The organism is Prevotella herbatica (assembly GCF_017347605.1).
Classification (GTDB): domain Bacteria; phylum Bacteroidota; class Bacteroidia; order Bacteroidales; family Bacteroidaceae; genus Prevotella; species Prevotella herbatica.
In genome coordinates, this window is the sequence record NZ_AP024484.1 from 197,821 (window position 1) to 213,477 (window position 15,657).

A 15,657-nucleotide genomic window follows, 5' to 3' on the forward strand; every position below is an offset into this window, starting at 1 on the left:
ATAATGAAAGTTACACTTATCAGACACACAAAAGTTGGAGTACCCAAGGGGACATGTTATGGTTGGAGTGATATTCCTGTGGCAGGAACTTTCATGGAAGAAGCTTCTATAACAAAAGAAAAATTAGAGCATTTAAAACCTTTTGATATCATTTATTCTTCCCCACTTACGAGAGCACGCAAGTTAGCTGCAGCATGTGGCTATTCAAATCCAATACTAGAAGATAGACTTAAAGAAATGAATATGGGTGATTGGGAAATGCGCTTATATGATGATATAGCTAATGAGGATCCACATATATTTGATTGGTATGACGACTATATGCACTTGGAAGCAACCGGAGGTGAGAGTTTTCCTATATTATATCAACGCGTTGCTGATTTTCTTGACGAATTAAAAGACAAGCCATATAAAAATGTTGCGATATTTGCCCATGGGGGTGTTTTGGTATGTGCAGGAATATATGGGAAATTATTTGAAAAAGAAAATGCCTTCGAAAATCTTGTAGATTACGGAGGCATTGAAACTATAGAGATTTAAGAATCTCTATAGTTCTATTCCAACAACAGAATAAGCTGGGAGTTGGATTATATTATTACCTATTACTAATGCAGAACTTGTATTATTAGTATCATTTGATATTCGCTCTGTTGTCTTACTTTCTGGACTTCCTCCAAACATCACATATTTTGTATTTGAAGAAAGATTCATGCCATTAACTTTAAGACAAACCTTTGTAGGTAATGCGTTAACAAGCTTAAGATATGTCTTACCTTTAGTTTCGTCTCTCACTACACTTGAAGCTACACGATAAGCATACTTTTCTTCAATATTTATCTTTGAGCTAATATACTTATCACCAGAGAAATTTGAAAACAAAGCCTGAGTTTCATAGCTCGGGGTAGTAACAATATTTGTTTCATCAAAATAAATAAGATCAGGATTCCAATTTTTATGCTTATCATTACATAGCAGCGGAGCATAACTCGTCATTTCAACAACATCTGCATTGCGCTCTACATTGCAAAGATATATCGCTTCAGCTAATGCTGATTCCATAGTTCTTGTATGTGATGCATATTCACCAAGATATACCTTTGGAGCATTTTTATCATAACTATCATAATAATCAGTATTATGCAAGAACCAACCTGTAGATTCATAATAATGTTCATCGACAGCGTCAATATATTTCTTATTTTGATTAGCAAACTTCCAACCCTCAACATAATCTGACGACGGATTGTGAAAAGGACCAACAGTACCAACGACCTCAATATTTGGATATTTAGCTTTAACAGCTTTACATATCATCAAATATCTTTCCTCGAAAACTGTTGATATTAAATCTTCATTGCCAATACCGATCATTTTTAAATTGAATGGAGACGGATGACCAGCTTCTTGGCGCATCTTTGCCCATTTTGAAGTAGCAGGATCGCCATTAGCCCATTCTATCATATCTAGTACATCCTGTATATATTCAGGCATCTTATCCATAGGAATACCACATTGTTGACCTCCTATACCTTTTGTGTTAGCAGAAGAATTCTGACAAGGAACTCCCGCTGCCATAACAGGTAAAGGTTCTGCTCCTATATCTTCACAGAACTGGAAATATTCGTAGTATCCCAATCCTCTAGACTGATGATAATTCCAGATATTTCTTTCAGGCTTTCTATCTTGTAAAGGTCCGATAGTCTCTTTCCAATTATATATATTGTCTATCCCATCACCATGTAACATACATCCGCCAGGGAAACGAACAAATTTTGGTTTAAGATTTGCTATTGTCTGAGCTAAGTCAATTCTCATTCCATGGCCTTTGAAAGTTTGATGAGGGAATAAAGAAATCATATCTACAGCTATCTGTCCTTGGTTCTTACCTGTTATAATTAAAGCAAGATCATGAAGTTTATTAAGATATTCTTGATGCTTTTTCGTATCTAATTTTAAATTCAAGTTATACTTAATCCATTCATTACCTTCTATTTTTATTTTTCCTTCGGCAATAGAATTTCCCAAAGAATCAACAAGAGAAATTATTAATTGATTTTTACGACCATCAATACAACGTGCAAACATAGAGAAATCAAAATCATTTCCTTTAGACGAGATTATATTATCCCATCCAGAATTAATAAGTGAACTCTTGTTTATTATTGCATAATGCTGATTATTCTTACTTAAAGGCTTTTCTGTAGATATAACTATTGGTTGATCTGATTTCCAACCTGTCGAAGCATTCCATCCAACATGATCTTTATCAGTATATTCAAAATCTCTATTTTTTAAAAGTTCTGCATACAACCCACCGTCGGCAGCGTAATTAATATCTTCAAAGAACACTCCGATCAACTTATTGCTTATTTTCTTAGTTTTTGTAAAATCAATGTCAATAGTTGCATTTATACTATCACCTATATTTGGAAAATGTTTCCCATCATCAGCCATTTTCTCACTATACTTTAGGTTGTCCTTATCCAAAGTAGTAAACCAATTTCTGATATAATTAAGGTGCAATGCTGGTATTTCAAATTCATTCCCTAAATACGACTTTCCGTTTACAGAATCTCTATCCATTTGCCATAAGACATCATCAGCCTCCGATTCAACAGAATCTTCCTCAAAATGTCTGAAATCTTCAGAAGCATGAACATATCTCTTACCTTTTACGGTTTTAAGATAAATATCAAAACCACCATCATCCATTTGATAAACAATAGGATTATGAACTCCACATTCAGCAACTAAAGGATAGTCTTGCGGGCGCCATGTTATCAAATCCTCAGAATATGCAGCAGCAAAAATAGGAGCAGTGTTATTCACTCCCCAAACAGCACGCCAAGTTCCATCTTTTGCCTTAATTACAAAAGGATTATGCATCTTTTTCTCTGCACCCCATTGACCATAATCAGAAGAACACAACTGTCCGACATCATTCCACTTTCCTTTTTCTCCGAGATAAGCCAGATGCAATCCATCTTTTTCTCCTGGAGAATAAATAAATATCTGACATGTTGAATCTTTACCAGATATCGTATATTCTGGTTCTACATTCTGCGCCATAGCACTTAATTGAAGTACGAGCGAGATTAAAAGTATATTTAACTTCTTCATGATAATACATTTTGTCTCATTAAAAGGGGACTGATTCGCATCACTGCGTACCAGTCCCATAAAAATTAGAGAGTTATAAAAAAATCAAGTTATATTTCTTTTTCATTTATAATATTCTTTTTTACCTGCTGCCAATGTATTCTTCATTAGAGAACAAATTGTCATAGGACCAACGCCTCCAGGAACAGGAGTTATAAAAGAACATTTTTGAGCAACTTCATCAAACTTTACGTCACCATTAAGTCTGAATCCACTCTTTCGCGTAGCATCAGGAACACGTGTTGTACCAACATCAACTATTACAGCACCATCTTTTACCATATCAGCCGTAACAAAATTTGGTCTACCAATTGCTGCTATTATTATGTCAGCCTCGAAGCATTCCTTCTTTAAATCTTTAGAATGACTATGGCAAACTGTAACCGTAGCATCACCAAAATTTTTCTGCATCATTAATTGAGCCATCGGCTTACCAACAATATTACTTCTTCCTAACACCACACATTTTTTTCCACTTGTTTCTATACCATAATGTTTTAGCAATGTTATTATACCCAACGGAGTTGCAGATATAAAACAAGGTAGACCAATTGCCATTCTTCCAACGTTAATAGGATGAAAGCCATCTACATCTTTACGATAGTCAACAGCCATGATAATTTTTTGTTCATCAATATGCTTTGGCAAAGGCAATTGAACGATAAAACCGTCAACATCAGAATCCTTATTCAATCGATCAACGCATAAAAGTAGTTCTTCCTCTGTGACATCATCCTCATAACGAATTAGAGTTGACTTAAATCCACATTGTTCACATGCAATGACTTTGTTCTTGACATAAGTTTCAGAGCCACCATCATGACCAACCAAAACAGCAGCTAAATGTGGTTGTTTACCACCTGTCGCTAGAATTTCTTTTACCTCTTCAGCTATTTCAGCCTTGATAGCTGCAGCTGTAGCCTTTCCATCGATTAATTGCATTATAGTAATAATTTATATTATTGTTTTGGCATTCCCGGCATTTTCATACCTTTCATGCGGCTCATCATGCCTGCCATCTGGTTACCAGTAACCATCTTCATCATCTTACGAGTCTGATCAAACTGTTTTACGAGTTTATTAACTTCCTGTATACTTGTACCAGAACCTTTAGCTATTCTTTGGCGGCGACTAGTATTAAGAATCTCTGGTGTTGTACGCTCAACAGGAGTCATACTTCTAATAATGGCTTCAATACCATTAAAAGCATTATCATCTATATCAACATCCTTTATAGCCTTTCCTACTCCTGGAATCATACTTGCCAAGTCTTTTAGATTACCCATTTTTTTAATTTGCTCTATCTGATTAAGGAAATCATTAAAATCAAATTTATTTTTCTGTATTTTTTTCTGCAGTCTCTTAGCTTCTTCCTCATCAAACTGTTCTTGGGCACGTTCAACAAGTGAAACAATATCACCCATTCCCAATATACGATCTGCCATACGTGCAGGATGGAAAACATCTATAGCTTCCATCTTCTCACCAGTACCAACAAACTTAATTGGTTTAGTTACTACTGTTCTGATAGAAAGTGCTGCACCACCGCGTGTATCACCATCAAGTTTAGTAAGGACAACTCCGTCAAAATCTAATCTATCATTAAATTCCTTTGCAGTATTAACAGCATCTTGACCAGTCATTGAATCGACAACAAACAAGGTTTCATCTGGATTCAAAGCTATTTTAAGATTAGAGATCTCTGTCATCATCTGCTCATCAACGGCAAGTCGACCAGCTGTATCCACAATAACAACATCATAGCCTTTAGCCTTAGCTTCTTGTATTGCATTCTTTGCAATATCAATCACATTTTTGCTTTCTGGCTCAGAATATACAGGCACAGCAATTTGTTCACCTACGACTTTTAACTGTTCTACAGCGGCAGGACGATACACGTCACAAGCTACCAACAAAGGTTTTTTATTCTTCTTGGTCTTTAGTATATTAGCTAGTTTGCCACTAAATGTGGTTTTACCTGAACCTTGAAGACCACTCATCAATATTATAGCAGGATGACCTTCAAGTTTAAGTTCAGCAGTATCACCTCCCATGAGTTCTGCCAATTCGTCATGAACCAATTTAATCATCAATTGACCTGGTTTCACGGCGGTTAGCACATTCATACCCATTGCCTTTTTCTTTACATTGTCAGCAAAAGCTTTTGCTACTTTGTAGTTCACATCGGCATCAAGAAGTGCTCTGCGCACATCTTTAAGAGTTTCAGCAACGTTTATTTCTGTGATTTGTCCCTCGCCCTTAAGTATTTTGAATGAGCGCTCTAATCTATCACTAAGATTTTCAAACATATGATATTTCTTTTTTTATATTTCTCTTTCAACGCAAAATGTACTTATTTTATGTTGTAAAACGATGTACTATACTGCTTTCATGCAAAATTACATAATTAATAATATAAAAAAGAGTGTTAGATAATATTTTAAAAAAAATTAATAGAGTTTCTACTTTAATCTCCATAAATATTTATATAGCATTATTACATAACATAGCTGTTTACTGTTTGAATTTCATAATCAAAGGTAAATGATCACTATAGCCATTTAAATATTTTGCCCCTCTAAAATTTCTGAAAGGCTGCACACCACCATAAATTTCATCCTCAATAAGAAGAAACTTATAATCAGCAATACTACAACTTATGACCAATGATTTTAGTGTGTTACTGCAAAAAACATGGTCAAGACTCCCCCATTCTCCTTTATACTTATATGTTCCTTTAGCCCCATTACTACCACAAGCATTAGCCGAAACATCAGTCATTCCGAATTTACTTATATATTGTAAACTTTTATCACTAGCATAGTCATTAAAATCTCCAGCAACAATAATCTTAGCCAATGGGGATATTATTTTTATTGAATCAATAGCTGAAGTAAGCTTCTTAGCAACAGCCATTCTATTTGGTCGTGAAGCCAATTCACCACCAGTTCGACTTGGAGCATGAACAACAAATACATGAACAGTATCGCCACTGATAATTTTCCCTGACGCATAAAGGATATCACGAGTAGGTCTCATATCTTTTATCGGAGTAACCCTTATTGGATGCCAATCTATCAATTGAAACTCAAATGGAGAATATAACAAAGCTACATCTATGCCTCTTTTATCCGGAGAATTTGTAACAAGATATTCGTATCTAGCCTGGCGGAGTAATGAACGTTTTGTCAAGTCACGCATAACACTGTCATTCTCTACCTCACACAATGCAACCATATCAGGGAGTACCCAACGCCCAGAATCCTCACCACATGCTATTATTTCCTGACCAATATGATTAATCTTCTTCCAATATCTACCATTATTCCAATAATGATAGCTATCAGGAAGAAACTCAGTATCATTCTTCAGTGAATCATGTTGAGTATCAAAAAGATTCTCACAGTTCAATTCGACGAAAGTAAAGATACTGAGCAATAAATAAAATATTTTCATAATTGAATAATCATACCAGATCCTCTTTCACATGCTGTCTAATCTTGGTAAGATATGCCTTCATCGCTTTAGCATCTTTTTTATCAATAATATCCATCAATTCCTTCAACTCTTCGCGTATTTTAGACACCTGACCGCTTGTGTAAGGATTGAACAATATTTCCTGAAGCAGATAATCATCTTCATTCAAAACACCTTTAGCAATACGCATGTGACGCTTAAAAGTGGTTCCAGGAGCATCTTGATGTTTCATTACAGCTGCAAAAACAAATGTAGACACAAACGGAATACTCAATGAGTAAGCTACCGTCTCATCATGTTCAAGGAAGGTGTATTCATATATATTAAGTCCAAGTTTCTGATATAAATCCTTAAAGAATATACGTCCCATGTAATCACCCTCACTAATTATGATTGCATTTTCCTCACTAAGTTGGTTGAGATTTGCAAATGTTGGACCAAACATAGGGTGAGTACTAACATAAGGATGTCCACTCTGCTCATAAAAATCCTTTAAACCTGTCTTTACACTTGCGATATCACTAACGATACATTCCGTTGGCAAATACGGCAAAATTTCCTTAAATGCAGATAGTGTATATTTAACCGTAACTGCATTTATAACCAATTCTGGCGCAAAGTTCTTGACTTCGTCCAATGTTGTAAAACGTTGGCAGTTATATGTAAAGCGCATTCTCTTGGCATCTTTTTCATATACAGCCACCTCATGTTCAAAACTGAGCAGGTCGATGAAAAAACTTCCCATCTTACCTGCTCCCATTATCAATATTTTCATCTTACTGATTTACTATGTCCAACTGCTGACGCACACTCTCTTCGTGAATATGCTCAAATACCTGAGCTGCAAATTCAGGATTCATTCCACACAAACTAGCCTGTGCACCGCGTTTTTCTAGTATTTCATTATAACGTGTAGCCTGAAGCACTGTCATATTATGTTCTTTCTTGTACGTACCAATTTCACGACAAACTCGCATTCTTTTTGCAAGAAGATCCATCAATTGATTATCAATTTCATCAATTTGTGAACGAAGTTGGCGTAGTCCTTCTGTTGTAGTATGCTCATCACGCACAACAAGCAAACTGAGGATATAATCCAATATATCAGGAGTAACCTGCTGTTTAGCATCGCTCCATGCCTCATCTGGATTACAGTGGCTCTCAACAATAAGACCATCAAAACCTAAATCCATTGCCTGTTGACACAGAGGTGCGATAAGATCTCGCCTTCCACCAATATGACTTGGATCACAGATTATTGGAAGTTCTGGAATACGTCTGTGCAACTCTATTGGAATCTGCCACATTGGGAGATTACGATAAATTTTCTTATCATAGCTCGAGAAACCACGATGTATAGCTCCAAGACGCTTTATCCCAGATTGGTTGAGACGTTGAAGAGCACCAATCCATAATTCTAGATCTGGATTTACTGGATTTTTAACTAACACAGTCACATCAGCACCTTTCAAACTGTCAGCCAAAGCCTGCATAGCAAAAGGATTTGCACTTGTACGTGCTCCTACCCACAACACGTCTATACCATATTTCAAAGCCTGCTCCACATGCTCAGGAGTTGCAACTTCAGTTGCAGTCAGCATGCCTGTTTGTTCTTTTACTTCTTTCATCCAAGGCAAAGCTTCTTCTCCTTTACCTTCAAAGCCTCCGGGTTTTGTACGTGGTTTCCAAATACCTGCGCGAAATATATGACAGCCCTTGGCTGCTAGTTCTTTAGCTGTTGTAAGTACTTGCTCTTCTGTTTCTGCCGAACAAGGTCCAGCAATGATACATGAAGGACGTTCATTATCACTCGGTAAATTAAGGGGTTGTAATTCGAGTTCCATAATTGTATATATTTTATTATCTATTCATAATTTGCAAGATTACCATTCAATAGCTTTGATTCTATCAAGTGCAGTCTTAAGTTTTTCATCTTTTGCACAAAGGCTTATTCTTACATAGCGCTTGCCATTTGATCCGAAAATCAAACCCGGTGTTATAAACACCCTAGCCTCATGCAATACCCGTTCTGTGAGTTCTTCAACATTTGAATATTTTTCAGGAATCTTGCCCCAAAGGAACATTCCTATTTGTTGTTTATCAAATTCACATCCTAAAGTCTTCATGATATCTTCTGCAATATCTCTTCTGCGACGATATACATTGACATTATATTCTTGATGCCACTCCTCACTGTTTGTATTATAAGCCTCAGCTGCCGCAAGCTGAATACCACGAAATGTTCCACTATCAATATTGCTTTTAATCTTCAATATCCAACTTATAAATGTGGAATTTGACGCACATAGTCCAACACGCCATCCAGGCATATTGAACGCCTTGCTCATTGAATTGAATTCTATACAACAGTCCTTTGCTCCAGGAATCTGTAATATTGAAAGTTTCTCGCCTTCATTCAGTATAAATGAATATGGATTATCATTTACCACAATGATTTCATGTTTTTTAGCAAAATCCACCAGACGCTTATATGTTTCTATACATGCATTTCCACCGGTTGGCATATTTGGATAGTTAACCCACATCAATCTTACATTTGTGAGATCCATTTTTTCAAGTTCATCGAAATCTGGTTGCCATCCATTATCTTCTCGTAAATTATAGTTTACGACCTTAGCGCCGAGGATCTTACTCAAACTTGTATATGTTGGATAACCAGGATTAGGTACAAGAACTTCTTCTCCTGGATTTACAAAAGCCAAAGTTGTATGTAAAATACCTTCCTTACTACCAATGAGAGGTTGTATTTCTGTAGCTGGATTAATATCAACTCCATACCATTTCTTATAGAAATTAGCCATGGACTCTCGTAATTCAGGCGTTCCCATTGTAGGTTGATAACCATGTGCATCACTTTGTTTTGCCACTTCACAGAGCTTTTCTATTGTTTGCTGCGACGGTGGCATATCAGGACTACCTATAGCTAAACTAATAATATCCAGTCCTTGGGCATTAAGTTGTGCAACTTCTTTCAGTTTTCTACTAAAGTAGTATTCCTGTATTTCATTAATTCTATTAGCAGGTTTCATATTCTCCAAGTATTTTTATATTCTTTACCAGTGGTGTTATTGCATCAATACTCTGACGATACCTAGTAAGATTGTCAAACGACACGTCTACATAAAACAAGTATTCCCATTCATGTCCAATAATTGGCAAGGACTGAATTTTCGTCAAATTGATATCATAGAAACTTAGTATTGTAAGTACTTTACTAAGACTCCCCTCCTCATGCGACAAACTAAATACAAGACTCGACTTGTTACTTTTTTCAACTTCTCTTAATAAGGCTGCCTTGTGAGGATTACTTACAACTAAAAAGCGTGTATAGTTATGCTTATTATCATGTATATCCTCCTGCAATAATTTCATTCCATATATATTTGCTGCATGAGACGAACATATAGCTGCCCATCCGTGAATATTATGACTTGAAATATATTCGGCACTACCTGCTGTATCTTCAGCCTCAACAGCTTTAATCTCTGGATGATTTTCTAAGAAGTTGCGACACTGTGCCAAAGCAACTGGATGAGAATGGACTTCGGTTACAGTGTCCCAGTTATCATCAGGGAGACAACATATAGAATGTTCAATATGCAGTTTATGTTCACCAACAACCGTCACACCACTCTCTCTAAGCAAGTCATAATTATGCAACAAAGAACCAGCTATTGTATTCTCTATTGCTATGATTCCTATCACTGTAGGGTCATTCTTGATATTTTCAAACACCTGTTCAAATGTAGAGCAGCATATAAGTTCAATCTGCTCATCATTAAAGTATTGATGCGCAGCTATATCATGGAACGAACCTATTTCACCTTGTATTGCAATTCTTTTCATATATTCTTTAACAAAAAACGGTCTCACTCTTAAGAGCGGGACCGTTTCGTATTTATTTTAATTTCATTTTCCTATAAGTCGAAATTTACACGCAACTTCCCGCTTCACAAATCCTTGCAAAGTAAAAATAAAAGTAATAAAAAGATGCGTATGAATTATTCATAACTTTTTTATTTTTGTCATTATTGGTTGCAAAAGTATAACTTTTATTTGACTCCTCCAAAAGAATTACAACAAAAATTACCGTTTTGCTTTCATTTTTTACATTTTACAACCCTATACCACCTATTCCATAAGGATCTACACTGCGATATGCTTGTTCAACCTTCTGCTGTATATTTTCTGTTCCTTCAGCTGCAAACTCTCCATTTATACCATTTTGTTCCTTTGGATTCAATTCAAGAACCTGTCTCATATCTTCTTCGGCTCCTTCTTTATCGCCCAATGACAACTTTAATGCACCTCGTTCTTTAAAAGCATCAATACAAAATGGATTTTGTTCTATAACCTTAGCATAAAAATCCAAAGCTATATCACTTTCTCCCTTAGCTTTTGCAATTCTTGCCCTCAAAAGAAGTATATCCTCATTGCTTTCTGCATTTTCAGCTAACCACTTTGCATCATTTTCAGCACTGTTTAAGTCACCCATTTTTAGCAGAGTCTCACTTCTTAACAGATATGCGCTATCATATTTTTCATTAGCAGTTATAGCTTTTGTAAGCAATGCGATTGCATTAATAAGTTCATTCTTACCAATACATGCACGCGCATAAATATAGTTTGCCTCAGAATTATTATCATCTATACGTAAAGCTTCAATACATGCATGGGTCATTGCATCATAATCTTCCAACATATATGCTACGTTTGCCATTCGCATGTATATAAGTATGTTGTCAGGTTGCGCCTTTGACATTTCATCCAACTGCTCCAACGCTGGTCTCAACTTATTATTCATTATTAATGCCTGTGAGTAATAATCCCTTAATTCTAGTTCAGGATTAATCTCCAACGCTTTCTCAAAGCATTCCAAAGCATATGCAGACTGTCCTTTTTTTAAGGCTCTTACTCCTTCGTATTTTAATAGGTCAAAGTTGCGCACTTTTTCGCGCAATTTGTCCCTTTCTGATATTTCGGTATTTCCACCAAAAAGTTTTTTTAATAGATTCATATTATTCTGCAAGTTTAGAATATACATTATTAGGTATTATGTCTGTACGATCCCATTTAGGCCAGCTAGCACTCTTAATGTAATTTTCTCCGGCATCACGATACTCCATAAAAAGGAAACGTACATTTATGTATCCATCAGTTCCATCTTTAGCCAATAGATAACAATACGCATATCTACGATAACCTGTTATCTTACTTCCTTCCTTGATGGCTGTCATTATCCATTCCTTTTGAGGAACTACACAATGCAATATCTTAGCGTCAGGATATTTACGTACAAACTCTTCCTTACTGATTTTTATCTGTTCTTCATCATCTGAGAGATTGTTGTTTGCAAAAAGATCAGTAGTATAGATTGGCATAAATTTCACACCGTCAATCTCTTTTAAATCTTCGTTATTCTTTTTTGCCAGTTCGTCAACACCAATAGCATCACCGATATTTTTTCCCGTTGTAGAAACCTGTTTCTTTGTTTTCTTCCAAAACGTTGAAACCTTTTTAACCAAAGTCTCTTTCTGGGCATTGTTGTTTGTCTGGGCATTAACAGGAAGAACAGTCATTCCGAATGCTAAAAACATAAGATATATCAGATTCTTTTTCATAAGTTTATTATTTATAATGTTACAAAAGTAAAGTAAACCAACATAAATACAAAATATTTTCAGTTAATTTAAGCATACGGCATTATTTTAATATTGTTATAATAAAAAAAATTAATCATACTTCATTAATACTTAATCATTTAGTATCTTTGTGCCCAATGAACAGAATCTTTATATCTATATTATCAGTATTATGCTGGATTACAGCAAATGCTCAGAATGTTATCCACGAGGGACCGCTTCATAGTTTTGATTCGCCCCGTGAAGGATGGCTATTGCCTGGTGACACAATTTATAACGATACTGCTAAAATTGTATATTCAGGAGAAGCTCATAAAATAGAGTTTGTTGAAAACAAAGACAATAAATCCAATGACGTGGTTGCCCCTACAATGTTATCACCTTACCTAAATGATTATGGTTGGGGACTACATCGTGGACTTAACGTTTCTGTAGACTTATCTGCTTTTGCCACTATAGGTCACAACCTTCCACACCATGGAGGTTTTACCCAACGCCTCAATGCCACATATTTAGCTCCCCTAACTAAAGACAATAAGTTATGGCTTGCCGCTGGTGGATACATACAGAACACCAACTGGGGCGGTGATTCATACAAGGACGGTGCACTTTATGCAGCTTTAGGATACAAGTTCAATGACCATTGGGAAGCATGGGTATACGGACAGAAAAGTGTCGCCAATAATTACAGCAATTATTATAATACATATAATAGATACATGTATGGACCATATATGTATGGAATGGGTTACGGCACAATGGGGTCTTCAATGGGAATGCCTGGTGCTGACGTCATTGGTGCTGCTGTCAAATATAACTTTAGTCCATCTTTCTCAATACAGTTAAATGTAGAAAGTGCATGGTACAATAATAAGGGATTTAACTACTTCGACCAATACAACTACCCTGTTCCTCAACAGCGCTAAGCCGTATATTTTAGGCGAAGGCTGTTAAGTACCACACTAACACTAGAAAAAGCCATCAGTGCACTAGACCACATAGGGGTTATCTGAAAGTTAATACCAAAGACATACATCACTCCTGCGGCTAATGGAATACATATTATATTATATATAAAAGCCCAAAATAAATTTTCCCATATCATTTTAACGGTCTTACCACTTAATCTAATAGCTTTTGGTATATTTCTGAGATCGTCACCAAGAAGAGTCACTTGTGCTACATCCATTGCAACATCTGTACCTTTTCCAATTGCAATGCTGACATCTGCCAAAGCAAGAGCCTGAGTATCGTTTATTCCATCGCCGATCATAGCAACGGTCTTCCCTTGTTTTTGTAATTCCATTACAATATTTTCCTTATCTTGCGGAAGTACCTTACTTTTATAATTAGTTATACCAGCTTTTTCAGCCCAATATCTTGCAGCCTCTTCCTTGTCGCCACTCATCATATAAATTTCTATGCCCATATTTTGCAATTCTGTCATAGCTTCCTTTGCGTTTGGCTTAAGTTTTTCTCTATCCTCAAGCGACAACCCATCTACATTGGTAAAATCAATATTTTTATTTGGAATAGTAAGAGTTCCCGTTTTATCTATAACAACAGCATCAACTTTTCTCATTTTTTCCAAAGCGGTAGCATCTTTTATCAAAACTTGCTCACGCGCAGCTTTACCTATACCAACCATTAGTGCTGTAGGCGTAGCCAATCCCATTGCACACGGACAGGCAATAACTAACACCGAAATAGCAGATATTATAGCTTGGGGTAGAAAATTATTCCCTCCGATAAACCACCATGAAAAAAAAGTTACCAAAGACAAAACAACGATAATCGGCACAAAAACTAATGCAGCTTTGTCCACAATTCGTTGAACAGGAGCTTTACTTCCTTGCGCCAACTCGACCATTCTTATTATATGCGCAATTGCTGTATCCTCACCTATCTGCATAGCCTTCATTCTTATCTTGCCTTGGCTTGGTATTGTTCCAGCTATTACATTACTACCTTTTATCTTTTCTGACGGAGTTGGTTCACCTGTTATCATACTTTCATCAACATAAGCAGCATTACTGTTCATAAAACTTTCAGCCATTATTACTACACCGTCAACAGGTATTTTATCACCAGATCTGACTTCTAGTATATCCCCCTTCTCTATAGTTGAAATCGGAACATCTTCAATATGATCCCCCGCGACTATTCTTGCGGTTTTAGGTTGCATACCCATTAATTGTCGTATGGAAGACGCAGTTCCATCTTTTGCCTTTTCCTCTAAAAGTCTACCCGTTAAGACAAAGGTAATTATCATAACACAAGCATCATAATATGTATGAGCCTCGATGCCCTCTTTTGCCCAATAATCATTTCCCCAGAATGTATTGAATACACTGAACACAAAACTTATCGATGTAGACAATGCCACAAGAGTATCCATATTGGCACTACCATGTTTTAGATTTTTCCATGCGGATATAAAAAATTGTCTACCACAATATATCATTGCGAACAAAGATATTATCATGGCCACCTGATTTGCATTATCTCTACTTCCCAAATCTACCCACATCATAGATATGGACATAACGATTATAGAGAATATCCACGCCAAGATTGTTTTTTGTTTCAAAATAACAAAACTACGTTTTTCAATTTCCTCCAAACTACGATCAGCCTCTATAACCATATCATACCCAATATCGTTTATCTCATGCTTCATCTTTTCAAGAGAAATAACTTCAGGGTTGAAATCTATAAGCGCAGAACGCCCTGGTAACGAGACCGATGCTTCATTGATACCTTTTAAGGAATTCAATTTGCGTTCAACGTTGGCAGAACATGCAGAGCATGCCATGCCAACAATAGGAATAACTTTTTTCATAAATGATAATACGTTTATACCTTTAATTCATAACGACCAGAATTTTCAACAGCGCTCTTAATGTCATTATCACATACAAGAGCATCATCAAAGTCAACTGTAACATTTTTGGCTTCAATGTCAGCTACAGCTTCATTTACTCCATTAATTGACTTAATAGCGTTTTCAACATTTGCTTTGCAATGTACACACTTCATGCCATCTACACTAAAAATTTTCTTTGCCATAACATTTATTTTTAATTATTACTGTTGCAAAATTAATGATTTATCATTCAAGTGTGTTATAATATTATGGAAGTTTCTTATAATTTTCTTCCATTTACAAGCCTAAAACAGCCACACCTACGGTATATTACTTAAAATAAGTAAAAATATATGAGCAAAATTTGCATATCCGAAATAAAGTCCTTACCTTTGCCGCGCCTTACAGAGATAAGGGCGTTTAGCTCAGCTGGTTTAGAGCATCTGCCTTACAAGCAGAGGGTCGGCGGTTCGAATCCGTCAACGCCCACCA

Annotated in this window: 14 protein-coding genes and 1 tRNA gene; 3 read left to right on the top strand and 12 right to left on the bottom strand. The window is 36.0% G+C overall.

All coding sequences use genetic code 11. The features are described from left to right. The first annotated feature begins 3 nt into the window (after positions 1–3). A complete protein-coding gene (cobC, locus tag prwr041_RS00800) occupies positions 4–540 on the top strand; it encodes an alpha-ribazole phosphatase (RefSeq protein ID WP_207154452.1) in 537 nt (178 codons plus the stop codon). A 6-nt stretch (positions 541–546) separates the two neighbouring features. On the opposite strand, the gene prwr041_RS00805 is transcribed toward cobC, so the two are convergent. The 10 genes from prwr041_RS00805 to prwr041_RS00850 form a co-directional block, all read right to left on the bottom strand. Next, a complete protein-coding gene (locus prwr041_RS00805) occupies positions 547–3,120 on the bottom strand; it encodes an alpha-L-arabinofuranosidase C-terminal domain-containing protein (protein ID WP_237072269.1) in 2,574 nt (857 codons plus the stop codon). Positions 3,121–3,222: 102 nt separating this feature from the next. Continuing rightward, positions 3,223–4,101, bottom strand: a complete 879-nt coding sequence (gene folD, locus prwr041_RS00810) for a bifunctional methylenetetrahydrofolate dehydrogenase/methenyltetrahydrofolate cyclohydrolase FolD (RefSeq protein ID WP_207154453.1) — start codon at positions 4,099–4,101, stop codon at positions 3,223–3,225. A gap of 17 nt (positions 4,102–4,118) precedes the next feature. Then, the gene (gene ffh, locus prwr041_RS00815; RefSeq protein ID WP_207154454.1) at positions 4,119–5,468 is read right to left on the bottom strand and encodes a signal recognition particle protein; all 1,350 of its coding nucleotides are present in this window, start codon (positions 5,466–5,468) and stop codon (positions 4,119–4,121) included. A gap of 205 nt (positions 5,469–5,673) precedes the next feature. Continuing rightward, positions 5,674–6,615, bottom strand: a complete 942-nt coding sequence (locus prwr041_RS00820) for an endonuclease/exonuclease/phosphatase family protein (protein WP_207154455.1) — start codon at positions 6,613–6,615, stop codon at positions 5,674–5,676. A 10-nt stretch (positions 6,616–6,625) separates the two neighbouring features. Next, positions 6,626–7,411 carry a prephenate dehydrogenase gene (locus tag prwr041_RS00825; RefSeq protein ID WP_207154456.1) on the bottom strand — a complete coding sequence of 262 codons (786 nt, stop codon included), beginning with the start codon at positions 7,409–7,411 and terminating at the stop codon, positions 6,626–6,628. Position 7,412: 1 nt separating this feature from the next. Then, positions 7,413–8,480: a bifunctional 3-deoxy-7-phosphoheptulonate synthase/chorismate mutase type II gene (locus tag prwr041_RS00830; RefSeq protein ID WP_207154457.1), complete on the bottom strand. Its 1,068-nt coding sequence runs from the start codon at positions 8,478–8,480 to the stop codon at positions 7,413–7,415. Positions 8,481–8,519: 39 nt separating this feature from the next. Continuing rightward, a complete protein-coding gene (locus prwr041_RS00835; protein WP_207154458.1) occupies positions 8,520–9,686 on the bottom strand; it encodes a pyridoxal phosphate-dependent aminotransferase in 1,167 nt (388 codons plus the stop codon). Beyond that, positions 9,673–10,503: a prephenate dehydratase gene (locus prwr041_RS00840; RefSeq protein ID WP_207154459.1), complete on the bottom strand. Its 831-nt coding sequence runs from the start codon at positions 10,501–10,503 to the stop codon at positions 9,673–9,675. Before prwr041_RS00840 ends, prwr041_RS00835 begins: the two co-directional genes overlap by 14 nt. Before the next feature lie 268 nt (positions 10,504–10,771). Then, positions 10,772–11,674 carry a tetratricopeptide repeat protein gene (locus tag prwr041_RS00845; RefSeq protein WP_207154460.1) on the bottom strand — a complete coding sequence of 301 codons (903 nt, stop codon included), beginning with the start codon at positions 11,672–11,674 and terminating at the stop codon, positions 10,772–10,774. A 1-nt stretch (position 11,675) separates the two neighbouring features. Beyond that, positions 11,676–12,278 carry a Tat pathway signal sequence gene (locus prwr041_RS00850; RefSeq protein ID WP_207154461.1) on the bottom strand — a complete coding sequence of 201 codons (603 nt, stop codon included), beginning with the start codon at positions 12,276–12,278 and terminating at the stop codon, positions 11,676–11,678. A 158-nt stretch (positions 12,279–12,436) separates the two neighbouring features. Here prwr041_RS00850 and prwr041_RS00855 point away from each other — a divergent pair, with 158 nt between their 5' ends. After that, positions 12,437–13,225 carry a hypothetical protein gene (locus prwr041_RS00855; RefSeq protein WP_207154462.1) on the top strand — a complete coding sequence of 263 codons (789 nt, stop codon included), beginning with the start codon at positions 12,437–12,439 and terminating at the stop codon, positions 13,223–13,225. Here the strand turns inward: prwr041_RS00855 and prwr041_RS00860 are convergent. Both prwr041_RS00860 and prwr041_RS00865 read right to left on the bottom strand, forming a co-directional pair. Continuing rightward, positions 13,222–15,141 (bottom strand): heavy metal translocating P-type ATPase, encoded by a 1,920-nt coding sequence (locus prwr041_RS00860; RefSeq protein WP_207154463.1) that lies wholly within the window; start codon positions 15,139–15,141, stop codon positions 13,222–13,224. The genes prwr041_RS00855 and prwr041_RS00860 overlap by 4 nt on opposite strands. A gap of 14 nt (positions 15,142–15,155) precedes the next feature. Further along, a complete protein-coding gene (locus prwr041_RS00865) occupies positions 15,156–15,368 on the bottom strand; it encodes a heavy-metal-associated domain-containing protein (protein WP_207154464.1) in 213 nt (70 codons plus the stop codon). A gap of 211 nt (positions 15,369–15,579) precedes the next feature. Here prwr041_RS00865 and prwr041_RS00870 point away from each other — a divergent pair. Beyond that, positions 15,580–15,657 (top strand) — tRNA-Val (locus tag prwr041_RS00870).

Coding starts and splice junctions, on each gene's coding strand:
- prwr041_RS00855 (WP_207154462.1), top strand. CDS start 12,437: ATGAACAGAATCTTTATATCTATATTATCAGTATTATGCTGGATTACA.
- prwr041_RS00820 (WP_207154455.1), bottom strand. CDS start 6,615: ATGAAAATATTTTATTTATTGCTCAGTATCTTTACTTTCGTCGAATTG.
- prwr041_RS00835 (WP_207154458.1), bottom strand. CDS start 9,686: ATGAAACCTGCTAATAGAATTAATGAAATACAGGAATACTACTTTAGT.
- prwr041_RS00865 (WP_207154464.1), bottom strand. CDS start 15,368: ATGGCAAAGAAAATTTTTAGTGTAGATGGCATGAAGTGTGTACATTGC.
- prwr041_RS00840 (WP_207154459.1), bottom strand. CDS start 10,503: ATGAAAAGAATTGCAATACAAGGTGAAATAGGTTCGTTCCATGATATA.
- prwr041_RS00850 (WP_207154461.1), bottom strand. CDS start 12,278: ATGAAAAAGAATCTGATATATCTTATGTTTTTAGCATTCGGAATGACT.
- prwr041_RS00860 (WP_207154463.1), bottom strand. CDS start 15,141: ATGAAAAAAGTTATTCCTATTGTTGGCATGGCATGCTCTGCATGTTCT.
- prwr041_RS00805 (WP_237072269.1), bottom strand. CDS start 3,120: ATGAAGAAGTTAAATATACTTTTAATCTCGCTCGTACTTCAATTAAGT.
- cobC (WP_207154452.1), top strand. CDS start 4: ATGAAAGTTACACTTATCAGACACACAAAAGTTGGAGTACCCAAGGGG.
- prwr041_RS00830 (WP_207154457.1), bottom strand. CDS start 8,480: ATGGAACTCGAATTACAACCCCTTAATTTACCGAGTGATAATGAACGT.
- ffh (WP_207154454.1), bottom strand. CDS start 5,468: ATGTTTGAAAATCTTAGTGATAGATTAGAGCGCTCATTCAAAATACTT.
- prwr041_RS00825 (WP_207154456.1), bottom strand. CDS start 7,411: ATGAAAATATTGATAATGGGAGCAGGTAAGATGGGAAGTTTTTTCATC.
- prwr041_RS00845 (WP_207154460.1), bottom strand. CDS start 11,674: ATGAATCTATTAAAAAAACTTTTTGGTGGAAATACCGAAATATCAGAA.
- folD (WP_207154453.1), bottom strand. CDS start 4,101: ATGCAATTAATCGATGGAAAGGCTACAGCTGCAGCTATCAAGGCTGAA.